This is a genomic window from Maribacter sp. MS6 (assembly GCF_056839185.1).
In genome coordinates this window covers 2931244-2944068 of sequence record NZ_CM166389.1, presented here as the reverse complement: position 1 = coordinate 2944068, position 12825 = coordinate 2931244, and the positions used below count along the sequence as shown (strand labels likewise).

Below are 12825 nucleotides of genomic sequence, written 5' to 3'. Positions count from 1 at the left end.
AAAAGAATGAAGAATATTTCAATACAAATCGTTTTTATTTTTTCAGCTTTGTGCCTAAACGGTTGTGGCGTGTACAACTTCACCGGCGGTAGCGTTGGAACGGCAACAACCTTTCAGGTTAATTACTTTCAAAACTACGCATCCCAGAGCCCAGGTTCCATCTTTGAACCAGGAATGGACAGGGATTTTACCTTGGCCCTACAGGATAGGATTTTAAACCAAACAAGTTTAGATTTGGTAAATAACGGAGATGCAGATTTACTTTACGAAGGGGAGATAACCGAATACCGAATTTCACCCATGTCCGCAACAGCGCAACAGACCGCAGCACAGAATCGCTTATCCGTTCGGGTAAAAGTCAGGTTTTACAATAGAACAAAAGAAGACGCGGATTTTGACCAAAGCTTTTCGTTCTTCTTTGATTATCCTGCAAATACCCAACTTGCGGCTATAAAAAGTGAAGCGCATACAGAAATTTTCGAACGTTTAACACAAGATATTTTTAATGCCTCGCTGGCAGACTGGTAACTAAAAACAAAGAAGGCCTAACAAACATGAAAGTAACGGACTTTACCTATCTCCTAGAACATCCCGCAAAGGTCGCAGACCCCGCGAAAACAAACCAATTGGAAGACATTCTAAAGGAGTATCCCTATTTTCAAGCTGCGAGGGCGCTGCATCTTAAAGCCCTTAAAAATCTGCACAGTTACAAATATAACAAGGCACTCAAAACAACTGCTGCCTATACCACCGATCGCGATATACTTTTCGATTTTATAACGGCTAAAGATTTTTTGGAGTATACACCGCAAACAAAAATAAAACCAGAGGTACATACAGCCCCAAAGCAAGAGAATGTAGTTGAAAAAAAACCGCTAATAGAACTATCAGAAGACAAGCCCCTACCACAAGATCAAAAGGATGCGGAACAGATATTGAACCCAGAACTGTTCACAACCAAACAGCAGAGCAGTGAAACTTCTAAAAAGCTAGGACTGGGGGAACCACTCGATTTTGACAAAAAAGAAAAATTTTCGTTTACCGAGTGGCTTCAATTAACCAATAAAAAACCGATAGACCAAAAAGACGAAACCTCTGAACCGGAAAAAATAAAGAACACAAATTTAAAAGAACAGCGTACCGATCAAAAACAAAAATTTGAAAGAATAGATCGGTTTATTGCCAAAAACCCAAAGATAGTACCCAAAACGAACATCCGAGTTCCTGAAAACGTTTTAAAATCAGGTGTTTTTGACAACTATGAACTCATGACCGAGACCTTAGCACGGGTATATCTTGAACAGAAAAAGTACAAAAAAGCGATTCAAGCCTACAAAATTTTAAGTTTGAAATATCCGGAAAAAAGTGCTTTCTTTGCAGACCGTTTAAAAATGGTAGAGAAAATTCAATCAGAAAATAGAGATTAAAAATGAGTACATTTTCCATATTCTTAATACTTATCATCATAGTTTGTTTTTTACTTGTATTGGTTGTGATGGTGCAAAACCCGAAAGGTGGGGGGCTATCTTCATCATTTGGTGGGGGCGGAAGCCAAGTAGTTGGTGGCGTTAAAAAAACCGGTGATTTTTTAGATAGGAGTACTTGGACGTTAGCCGGAATACTCGTCTTATTAATTCTTGCTTCCAACATAGCATTAAAAGGTAATTTTGGCGATGTAGATTCTAAATTACTACAAGGAGACGATATAGAGACAACGGTTCCAGAAACCTTACCGGAAGGAGCTGCTCCTGAAATAGTCCCGGAAGTAACACCTACGGATAGCTTATAAAAACGTAGTTTTATCATATACAAAATGCCAGCTTAATGACAAGCTGGCATTTTTATTTTACAATATGTCAGTTTTTAACTAATGGCATAATTTCTGCCACTCAAGGGAAAACGATAAATCAATATAAACTATATTAATTATGGCTAAAGTTAACATTAAACCATTGGCAGATAGAGTTCTTATAGAGCCTATGGCAGCTGAAACCAAAACCGCTTCCGGATTATATATTCCCGATACAGCAAAAGAAAAGCCCCAAAAAGGTAAAGTTGTTGCAGTTGGTCCTGGAACAAAGGATGAAAAAGTAACTGTTAAAGTCGGTGATACCGTTCTTTACGGTAAATATGCCGGCACCGAATTAAAGCTAGAAGGCACGGATTACTTGATGATGCGCGAAAGTGACATCCTAGCAATCATTTAACTTCATTCCTGTACCATCAGGAATCTTATTTATCGAAAAAACTATTTAGAATACTGAAAACAGATTCCCGCCAACGTGGGAATGAAAATAAAATCATAATTCATTATGGCAAAAGAAATTAAATTTGATATCGATGCAAGAGACGGCCTAAAAAGAGGTGTTGATGCATTGGCGAACGCAGTAAAAGTAACATTGGGACCTAAGGGACGAAATGTAATTATTAGCAAATCTTTCGGCGCTCCTCAGGTAACTAAAGATGGTGTTACCGTGGCTAAAGAAATTGAGCTGGCGGACCCTTTAGAGAATATGGGAGCACAAATGGTAAAGGAAGTTGCTTCCAAAACCAATGATTTGGCAGGTGACGGTACTACTACCGCAACCGTTTTAGCTCAAGCTATCGTTAAAGAAGGCCTTAAGAATGTTGCTGCAGGTGCAAACCCGATGGACTTAAAAAGAGGTATAGATAAAGCTGTTGAAGCTATCGTTGCCGATTTGGCCAAGCAATCAAAAAAGGTTGGTGATTCCTCTGAAAAAATAAAGCAGGTTGCTTCTATATCTGCCAACAACGATGAAACAATAGGTGATCTTATTGCACAAGCATTTGGAAAAGTTGGTAAAGAAGGTGTAATTACCGTTGAAGAAGCCAAAGGAACAGATACGTATGTAGATGTTGTTGAGGGTATGCAGTTTGATAGAGGATATCTTTCTCCTTACTTTGTAACCGACTCTGAAAAAATGGTCTGCGAATTGGAAAGTCCGTATATTTTGTTGTTCGACAAGAAGATATCTTCCATGAAAGACTTGCTTCCAGTATTGGAGCCAGTTGCACAATCTGGTAAACCTTTATTGATTATTGCAGAAGACGTTGATGGTGAAGCATTGGCTACTCTAGTAGTAAACAAATTAAGAGGTTCCCTTAAAATTGCAGCTGTTAAGGCACCAGGATTTGGTGATCGTAGAAAAGCTATGTTAGAGGATATCGCTATCCTTACGGGTGGTACCGTAATCTCTGAAGAAAGAGGCTTCTCTCTAGATAATACTACCATTGATATGCTTGGTACTTGTGAAAAAGTACAGATAGACAAAGACAATACTACCGTAGTTAACGGCGGCGGTGTTGGAAAAGATATTAAAACAAGGGTAAACCAAATAAAATCTCAAATTGAGACAACTACTTCTGATTATGATAAAGAAAAACTACAAGAACGTTTGGCTAAATTGGCTGGCGGTGTGGCAGTTCTTTATGTTGGTGCTGCTTCTGAAGTAGAAATGAAAGAGAAAAAAGACCGTGTAGATGATGCCTTGCATGCAACTAGAGCTGCTGTAGAAGAAGGAATCGTTGCCGGTGGTGGTGTTGCCTTAGTAAGAGCCAAAGCTGTTCTTGCAAAAGTAGCTACAGAAAATGAAGATGAAGCTACTGGCTTACAAATCGTTGCCAGAGCTATTGAATCTCCTTTAAGAACCATTGTTTCTAACGCTGGAGGTGAAGGTTCGGTAGTAATCGCTAAAATTCTTGAAGGAAAAGGAGATTACGGTTATGATGCCAAATCAGAAAAATATGTTGAAATGATGAAGGCAGGTATCATAGATCCTAAAAAAGTTACCAGAGTAGCCTTGGAAAATGCCGCTTCTGTTGCTGGTATGATCTTGACTACAGAATGTGCTTTAACTGATATTAAAGAGGACGCTCCTGCAATGCCACCAATGGGTGGAGGTGGAGGAATGCCAGGCATGATGTAGTGGCTGAACCACCACGGGCTAGAAATTAGCTTGTTCGTGGATATCACACCTTCAAATTTATTTAAAACCCGCTTTTGGATTACTCCAAAAGTGGGTTTTTTGCTTCCTTTAATTATGGTCTTGAAATTAACCGCTGTCCACTGTTGTTTATAGGTGTTTAAACATCCTCGGTCTACCACATTTTTTATTCAACCTTACTTTGACTACCTTTTGTTTAAAGTTTATCCAAATTTACGCACTTACCGTATGAACCAATAGAGAAGCAAAAAACTCTCGGCATTTATTAAAACACTACTACGCATGAAATACATCGCATTTATTCTACTGCCCATAACAAGTCTACTTTGTGTTTCTTGTAATACCGATGAAATATTCCTAACTAAAAACGGAACATCTACCTATGAAATTTTATATATCGGTACTGCTACGGAAATCGAAAACAAGGCTGCAACAACGTTACAAGAATATATCTATAAAATAAGTGGAGCGGAATTACCTATTGTGGACCAAAGTTCACAAACCGTAGGTATCCCTAAAATTTACGTGGGAAATAGTAAAGAAGATGACTTAAAACCACAAGAAATCAGAATACGAACTGAAAACAAAAATATCTATATCTCCGCAGGTTCCGAGGAAGCTACTTCCAATGCCGTATTCGTGTTTCTAGAAGACTATCTTGGTTGCAAATGGTTCGCACCTAATGTAGAATCAATTCCGATTACAACAACTATTATCTTAAATACAATCAACTATAGCTATACGCCTGATATACTTACCCGTACGGTGCATTCAAGACTTTTTTATGAAAATGAGGAATTTGCAAAGCAACAAAAAGTAACGACAGAAGCTTTCCCCTATTACGTCCCAGCAGCACGCGTGCATACATTTCATCGCTTTATGCCAGAGGAAGTGTTTTACGAATCGCATCCCGAATATTACGCGTTACGAGGCGATAAAAGATTGCCTACCCAATTATGTTTAACCAATCCCACCGTTTTGGAAATTGTGAAAGACTCTGTGGCTGCATTGTTTCAAAGAACTCCAAAAGCATCCGTAGTTTCTGTGAGTCAGGATGACAATCAGCAGTATTGTCAATGTGAGAATTGTAGCAAAATAGATACTGAGGAGGGAAGTCCGGCTGGTACTATGATTTATTTTGTAAACAAAGTAGCCCAGACTTTTCCAGAAAAGACCATCTCTACACTCGCATACCAACATACCAGGAAGCCTCCGAAAACAGCCCCAGTAGAAAACGTGTTGATTACCTTGTGTAGTATTGAATGTGATAGAAGTGCACCAATCGCGGAAAAATGTACCGATTTTGCGGATGACTTATCTGGATGGAGCGCCCTCACCGACAACATTAGAATTTGGGATTATACCACGCAGTTCACCAATTTCCTAGCTCCTTTCCCCAATATAAATACTTTAAAACCCAACATCCAATTGTTTCGTGACAACAATGCCAAATGGGTCTTCGAACAACATAGCAATCACCCTAGCGAACTATTTGAACTTCGTTCTTATTTAACGGCTAAATTGCTTTGGAACCCCGACCAAAATTTAGAAGGTTTAGTTACCGAATTCACAAACGGGTATTACGAAGAAGCAGGACCTTTTATCAAGCAATATATAAACCTTATTCATTCAAAAATAGAGGAAGACGAAGATTTTTTATTGTTTTTATATGGAGACCCTTCGGAAGCTTTCACCTCATACTTAAATATAGAACTACTTCAAAAATATACACAGCTATTCAATGAAGCCGAAAAAGCAGTATCCGAAAAACCTGAACTTATAAATCGCGTACGACTGGCACGTATGGGAATTGACTTTGCCATTTTGGAAGCCAGTAGAAAAAACCTAAGCCCAGACTATAGCTTAACCACCACCAATAAAAACGGAATGCAAATAACCAACCCTGCAGTTGCACTACTATTGGATAATTTTACTACAACAGCTAATGAAAACAATATTACCCTAATGAATGAAATGGGGTTCACGGTTAGCGAGTACGGAGCTAACTATGTATCGGCTTTAGAAACAGCTAAAAGAAAGAATAAAGCCAAAGATAAAAATGTGGTTTCCCTTACCGCACCCAAAAAGTATGCAAATGAAAATCCGATGGTACTTACCGATGGTGCATTGGGCGGCAGCAGTTTTTACGCCAACTGGCTAGGTTACGAAGGAAATAATTTAGAAGTAGTGGTAGACCTTGAAGAAACACAGGCTATAAATACCATATCCATGGCCTTTTTACAAGTTACCAATCATGTGGTGTTCTTTCCTAGCAGCGTGCAGTATTTTGGTTCTACGGATAATAAGAAATTTACTTCTTTGGGAACTATTATTAATCCTAAACCCCTAACTAAAAAGAGCAAAGTAAACGATATCCATTATTTTGACCTTAAAATGGAACCCAAAAAATATAGGTACATTAAGGTAACAGCAACAAACACCCCAACACCGTATTGGCATCATGCCGCCGGACTACCCTCTTGGGTTTTTGCGGATGAAATTATTGTGGATTAAAACAGTACCCTAATTATGCTTCCCACTATCATCCGTATTATCCTCGCGATATTTACAGCATGGGTGAACACCATTATAGGCCTCATCGGTAGCTTTAAGCTCCTTTGTGTCATGACCCACAGCAACTAGTGCAGTCTTCACCTTCATTGGATCTGTTTTACGCTCATCAATGATTAAGGATAATTGGTGCGAGGGAATATCCCACATGGCATACTTTACCCCTTTTACACCCAAAGCAGCCTTCTCTATTCGTGTTTTACACATATCGCATTTACCATCAACTTCCATGGTCAATTTTTTATTCTTTTCCTGGGCAAAACCGGTAAATGTAAAAAGTCCCAACATCAGTACTAAAACAACTCTTTTCATAATTTTCTAAATTTTATATCTAAATCCTAAATAAAACATTCTCCCCATAATAGGCGCAAACACAATACTTGTATCAAAATTCTCGCCAAAAGGGTTGTCCGAAGCCAAAACTGGGTTAGTTTGTCTAAAATTAGTTAAATTTTCACCACCAAGGTAGATTTCAAAATTTTCGGAAAATACTTTGGTTGCCTGCGCATTCATTAAGCTATAGCCTTCTGCGAACTCCCCTAATCTTAATTGTGGTGGGTTTTCATTGGTGTTTGGCAAACGCTGCTCGCCTAAGGTATGTACCGTATAATCAAACTTCCATTTTGCCCCATTTTCTTTAGGTTCGGTTTCATAGCCAACATTTGCAAAAAATCGATTTTGTGCTTGCAAGGGTTTTTGTAGGGTTCCGCTACGGTAATCGGTTTGTACGTCATAGTATTTGTAGGCGAAGCGTGCATCTAGATTCTTGAGAATTTCATGGTTCACTTCGACCTGAAAACTATCGGCGAAACTCTTTCCATCCAAATTATAAAACGAAATAGCTCTCGGATTTTCCCAATCTACCACTACTTGGTTTCTAAAATCGGTCTTATAATAATCCAATGAAATGTTTCCTTTCCTATTCAAAAATACAAACCCTTGTAAAAAACTAACACCGTAATTCCAAGCATCCTCCGCATCTAATCCGTACACGCTACCTTCGGAATCCAGTAGCTGAATCTGACGGGCAGAGGCGAACAACTGCTGATTCTCCGCAAAAATATTAGCCGCTCTTCTACCCCTGCCTACCGAGGCACGCAAACTTCCTAGTTCCCAAGGCGTATAGCGGACGTGTAATCTTGGTGTCACAAAGATACCCAATCTATTATGGGTGTCTACCCGTAGACCAGCGGTAAGGCTTAGTTTTTCCATGTTCTCGTAGGCATACTCAAAAAAAGCGCCAGCAGAGATATCTTCCCTACTAAAATCTTGGGCATTCACCAATTCGTCATAGCTGTCATAAGCTACCGTAAGTCCAGTCGTAAACTTGCTTCTCGTATCCCCAATAATGGAGTTAAACAACAAATTAGAGTACAGGCTATTGTGATCTATATCATACCTATTAAAACCAAAATAGGATTCCTGTTGATGGTTGCTATACGAAGCCTGGAAGCCAAAACTTTGAAAAGGAAGTTCCGGAAAAACATAGCCGAGCTTGACTGAAGAATCGAACCGACGCGTATCTATTTCACTTCCCCATGCATTGGTGGTAAATCTATCGGTATCCGGGTCAAAAACAACCTCCCCAACTTGTTTTTCATCATTCAAATAGCGAAAATTCAAAAAACTTACCCAGCCTGTTTCCGGGTTTTGATATTGCCAGCGGTTCATAATATTTACCTGCTCTGCCAAAGGGGCGTCCAAAAAACCATCGTCATTTCTATCCTCTTTCTGAGTCCTAAGGTTGCCATGAACATAAAGTCCCGTACTCCATTTATCCGTAACATTATGATTAATATGGGTATTTAGCTCCAATCTACCGTTCTGATTTGCGTAACCGTTTACAAAAAGTCGTTTGTCCGTCAATGGTTTTACCAATTCGGTATTTATTTGCCCTGAGATACTTTCATAACCATTCACCACGCTCCCCGCGCCCTTGGTAATCTGAATACTCTCTACCCATGTACCGGGAGTAAAGGTGAGTCCGTATGCCTGCGAAGCACCACGCACCATTGGAATATTTTCTTGGGTTATGAGCAGATAGGGGCTCGTAAGTCCCAACATCTGAATTTGTTTGGTACCCGTTAGGGCGTCCGAAAAATTAACGTCGATTGCGGGATTGGTCTCAAAACTCTCGGACAGATTACAACATGCCGCCTTCAAGAGTTCCGCACTATTAACCGTAACCACATTTTGAGCACTGAAGTAGGTCTTTTCAACCGCATCTCGTTGCTGCTGCACCACCACCTCATCTAATTCGTTTGAAGGGTTTAAAAAGTGGTTTACCTTTTTAGGTTCGTTAATGGTAAGTGTATCGGTCCTAAAACCAACATAACTAATGATTAGTTTGTTATATTCCTTTGTATAAGGAATACTAAAAAAGCCTTTATCGTTGGTTATGGTTCCGGTTTGGGAATTCATCCAATAAACATTAGCTCCAGGTAACACTTTACCCCTGGTACCACTGCGCTCCTTGACCACCCCCTCCACTACGGACTGCGAAATGCTAAAAAGTGGAAGTGACAGCAGAATGGCCAAAATATATTTATTCATTTTAAACCTCTTTAAATCATTTGAATCAACATGGCCAAAGCCATGACCAACATAATTGCATTTTCAATAAAAGTGGCCTCCGTCATCGGCAGCTTTAATGCCGTTCCCAAACAGGCACAACGTATGCTTTTTTTGTCCAGTAAACTCTTGGTGACGCCTACGGTTGTGATACCTAAAACAAATATCGTGAGCCCTAAGGCAATGGGTATTTGAATGCGCATTAAAAAAAGAAGGCCTAGGGCAAGCTCCAAAAATGGATATACCCAAGCGTAGGCGGGTAGTACTTTTGCCAAGGGATCGTACATGCGAAAACTATCGGGAAATCCTTTTAGGTCCAGCAACTTAAAAAAGCTAAAAACAATATAGAAAAGCCCCATAAAATCTAACATGGCATCGGTGGTATTCCATTCCTTATAATTGAGCAGAAAGGCCGCCGAAAAAAGGTAGATAAATATTAAAAACAAGGGTTTTAACTGCTGAAATTTTGATTGTTCCATTATGCCCTCTTGTTGTAAAGCAGTGATGGGTCGCTCGCTGTAATCATAAGCATTTTTTTCCTCAATGGTGTATTTTTTAGGCAGCACATTCTTGAGTGTTTGTAAGCCAATATGTTTTGCCATAGTTATCTGTGCCTCTCCGTGCTCCAAATCTATCGTCACTTTTTTGACCCCTTCTACTTTGGACAAATAACCATCTACGGATGCCACACAGCCGCCACAGGTCATTCCTGTTATACTATACGTATGTATCATTTATTCTTTTTTATTGTCTCCCTGCTCATCTGCCTTAGTGTCGACTTCTAACAATTCAAAAATATTGATTTGTCCATTTCTGTAGTTAATCACATAAAGCATGTTATTTACCAAAAGCATATCAGTAGCTTTTTCTATATTTTTTGACAACTCTTGCTTTAAGTTTCCCTCCAAATCAAAAACCAATATACGATCGTTTTCAAAATCGGATACAAAGACCTCTGTTTCTGAAACAAAAATACCTGTTGCAGCATTCATCTTCTGGTCTTGACCCATCATTTTTACAAAATTCCCTTTTTTATCGAAGGCTTGAACCCTGTTATTATATGCATCTGCTACCCAGATTAGGGAATCGGTTAACTGCACATCTGTTGGATAATAAAACTCGCCCTTTGCTTTGCCTTCTTTACCGAAGGAAATCCACTTGTTGCCATCAGCATACAAAATCCTATTGTTATAAAAATCGGCAATCGCCTTTTCCTTTCCTAAAACAGACACGCCCGCTGGGGCATCTAAACTATCCTTTGGATAATCGAAGACCGGAAGCTGACTTGTTTGATCCAATGGATTGTAATTGAAAATCTCATCACTACCATATAATGGGACAAAAAGTATATTTTCAGAAACGTCTATATGCATAGGCCTTTCTAAAGAATCGACTGTTTGCTCAATTCTACCATTTGAATCAATTTGAACCAAACGGTTATGGTCTCCGTCGGAAAGCCATAGTTTCCCATCTAGCTCGGCAATACCAATTGGGCTTACACCATCCAACTGGATGGTTTCTACAAAGACCCATTCTTTTGGAAGCGCCTCTTTTTCCTTACAAGAAGCAACCAAAAATAGACCTAGTACTAGTGTATATATGTATTTCATAACGTACTATTTACTTGTTAGGATGCAATCAAAAACGTATTAAATGTCTTTGATTGCATCTATAACCACATCCTTTTATTTACTAATTCTATCATAATGGCAACAGGCAGGCAGCTGATCATAGGTTCCCTTTTCTGCTTTATGATTTTTCGTATCGTGTCCTGCTTTAGCAATCGCCATTTCTATTTCAGATAGTGTGGATGCTGCCGCATCAAAAGAGACCATCATCATTTTGGTATCCTTATCCCATGAAATTTCCGAAACTCCGGCTATACTTTTGGCAGCTTTTGTAATTCTGGCTTCGCACATCCCACAATTCCCAGCAACCAGAAGATTCTTTGTGACCGTACCACTCGTATTTTCGGATAAAGTGGCAGATGCAGATTCTTCAACCTTACCGTTTGCCCGTTCTATTTTAGAAGTTATGGGCGTGTAACCTGCTTTTTCTACCTGCTGTTCAACGTCTTCTAAACTCAATACCTTTTCCGCTGGATAGGCAAAGCTAAAATCGCCGGTTTCTATGTCGATTTTTACATCCTTGATACCTTTGAATTCTTTAAATTTCTTTTCCAATCCGTATGCACAGAAAGGACAACCGAGTCCGTCTACCTGTACCATAAATTTATCCATCTGCTTTTGGGCATTTGCCCCAAACATGGCCATCATCCCGATGACCAACGTTAGTATTAATGTTTTTTTCATTTTGTATGTTTTAAAATTAAAATGTAAATCGACCGCCAAAAAACAAACTGTATCGAAGGTTTCTACCAGCCTCAAAATCATTCACAAGAGGAACTTGCACCGATAGTTCAAAAGTGGTCGTCTTTCTTGCATATTGAATGCCTTGGGCATATAACAATTGATACCAATCACGCTCTACCAACCAAGAACTCGTATATTCAAAAAAGAGATTTAGCTGTTTATTTGGGTATTGTGGTTTTAGAAGTGGTAGTCCAAACCCCAGTTTATAGCGGAATTCGTCCATGGTACCATCAGGCATTGAATTATAGCCCAGTTCATTGGAGATACCGTATTTAAGGGTTTCGTATCCGGCAACGATGCCGTAATATCCAGCGTATTTACCAACACTTAAATCCATAATATCCAACTCTTCTCCTGTAGGTAATGTTTGCACCGTTTTGGCCACCACCCTAAAAGTCTTACCAGTGGCGTCTTTTCTAAAGAATTGATATTTACCTATTATCTTAATATCAGCTAAGGAGCTACCACTAGTACCATTGTCAATATCATAATTCAAATAAGGAATATCAATGCCGACCGCCGAGTTCGATGATGGCAAATAACTAATCATTAAAGGCACATATACAAATGTACCCCGTTCCGTATTTCGTATTTCTGTTAACGTCCTAGCCGTAAGACTACCTGCGCCAAGCATAATTGGTTTATCAGCTGTAATGGGCGGGCCTTGCGCCACTGTTAAGCTTGTGTGCCCAATTAAAATGGCTACTAGCCAAAGTACATATTTCATAAAGTTTTTATTTGATGTTTTCCCAAATCTTTGGGTACTTTTGTTTTCGTCCGTCCTAATGTATAATGATAGGTAGATTGAACTCCAAAACTAGCCTCAAGCGAGGCCCGACATCAAATTAAAAAAGTCTCATCAAGCAGCAGTATGTCCTTGACGAGCAATGGTGGAGGATAATATTCATTTACGTTTGTCTGCTGTTCCGCAGGAACGAGCAACGCAAGGTAAGCCGTGGTATAAGCGACAAAAAAGACCTTTTGATCTAAACTGATATCGTTAAACGTAATTTTAAGGTCGTCCTGACCTTGAAGGGTAAGGGTTTCTTCACCGCAGCAGTGGTTTTCCAAAGATTCCTCTTCCAACGCCTGCATTGCTGCATCCATACCACAATCCTGAGCCTTTGTGAACAAAGCAACATCCATAACACGTCCCATGCAAGTATGCTTTTCAATAGTCCATGAGACTGTTGAAAGCAATAGCATTACAGCCATTACTAAGGCTAGTATTTTATAGAATGTTTTTTTCACGACACAAAGATACCGTTTTTGAAATTCCGATATATGAAGTTAACGAATATTTAAGGGGGTTAGTATTGTTAGTTTCTTCATAAAAATCGACTTTT

At 39.3% G+C, this 12825-nt stretch carries 13 protein-coding genes; 6 read left to right on the top strand and 7 right to left on the bottom strand.

Annotation, left to right across the window (positions count from 1 at the left end):
- Nucleotides 1–6 precede the first annotated feature (6 nt).
- From MS6x_RS12895 to MS6x_RS12870, 6 genes are all read left to right on the top strand, one after another.
- Nucleotides 7–528 carry an LptE family protein gene (locus MS6x_RS12895; RefSeq protein ID WP_482602677.1) on the top strand — a complete coding sequence of 174 codons (522 nt, stop codon included), beginning with the start codon at nt 7–9 and terminating at the stop codon, nt 526–528.
- A 26-nt stretch (nt 529–554) separates the two neighbouring features.
- Nucleotides 555–1427 (top strand): hypothetical protein, encoded by an 873-nt coding sequence (locus MS6x_RS12890; protein ID WP_482602675.1) that lies wholly within the window; start codon nt 555–557, stop codon nt 1425–1427.
- A 2-nt stretch (nt 1428–1429) separates the two neighbouring features.
- A complete protein-coding gene (secG, locus tag MS6x_RS12885; protein WP_482602673.1) occupies nt 1430–1789 on the top strand; it encodes a preprotein translocase subunit SecG in 360 nt (119 codons plus the stop codon).
- 139 nt (nt 1790–1928) lie between these two features.
- Nucleotides 1929–2207: a co-chaperone GroES gene (locus MS6x_RS12880; protein ID WP_482602671.1), complete on the top strand. Its 279-nt coding sequence runs from the start codon at nt 1929–1931 to the stop codon at nt 2205–2207.
- Between the two features lie 105 nt (nt 2208–2312).
- On the top strand, nt 2313–3947 hold the full coding sequence (groL, locus tag MS6x_RS12875) for a chaperonin GroEL (RefSeq protein ID WP_482602669.1): 1635 nt from the start codon (nt 2313–2315) through the stop codon (nt 3945–3947).
- 300 nt (nt 3948–4247) lie between these two features.
- The gene (locus MS6x_RS12870; RefSeq protein WP_482602667.1) at nt 4248–6479 is read left to right on the top strand and encodes a DUF4838 domain-containing protein; all 2232 of its coding nucleotides are present in this window, start codon (nt 4248–4250) and stop codon (nt 6477–6479) included.
- A 9-nt stretch (nt 6480–6488) separates the two neighbouring features.
- Here the strand turns inward: MS6x_RS12870 and MS6x_RS12865 are convergent, their stop codons facing one another.
- The 7 genes from MS6x_RS12865 to MS6x_RS12835 all read right to left on the bottom strand — a co-directional run bounded on the left by MS6x_RS12865 (nt 6489) and on the right by MS6x_RS12835 (nt 12730).
- Nucleotides 6489–6848 (bottom strand): heavy-metal-associated domain-containing protein, encoded by a 360-nt coding sequence (locus MS6x_RS12865; protein WP_482602665.1) that lies wholly within the window; start codon nt 6846–6848, stop codon nt 6489–6491.
- A gap of 6 nt (nt 6849–6854) precedes the next feature.
- Nucleotides 6855–9089 (bottom strand): TonB-dependent receptor, encoded by a 2235-nt coding sequence (locus MS6x_RS12860; RefSeq protein WP_482602663.1) that lies wholly within the window; start codon nt 9087–9089, stop codon nt 6855–6857.
- A gap of 11 nt (nt 9090–9100) precedes the next feature.
- Nucleotides 9101–9841 (bottom strand): heavy-metal-associated domain-containing protein, encoded by a 741-nt coding sequence (locus tag MS6x_RS12855; RefSeq protein ID WP_482602661.1) that lies wholly within the window; start codon nt 9839–9841, stop codon nt 9101–9103.
- Nucleotides 9842–10717, bottom strand: a complete 876-nt coding sequence (locus MS6x_RS12850; protein ID WP_482602659.1) for an NHL repeat-containing protein — start codon at nt 10715–10717, stop codon at nt 9842–9844.
- Between the two features lie 75 nt (nt 10718–10792).
- Entirely contained in the window at nt 10793–11419 is a 627-nt protein-coding gene (locus MS6x_RS12845; RefSeq protein WP_482602657.1) for a heavy-metal-associated domain-containing protein, read from the bottom strand.
- Between the two features lie 16 nt (nt 11420–11435).
- Nucleotides 11436–12206, bottom strand: a complete 771-nt coding sequence (locus MS6x_RS12840) for a hypothetical protein (protein ID WP_482602655.1) — start codon at nt 12204–12206, stop codon at nt 11436–11438.
- Nucleotides 12207–12319: 113 nt separating this feature from the next.
- A complete protein-coding gene (locus tag MS6x_RS12835) occupies nt 12320–12730 on the bottom strand; it encodes an HYC_CC_PP family protein (RefSeq protein WP_482602653.1) in 411 nt (136 codons plus the stop codon).
- Nucleotides 12731–12825: the final 95 nt, after the last annotated feature.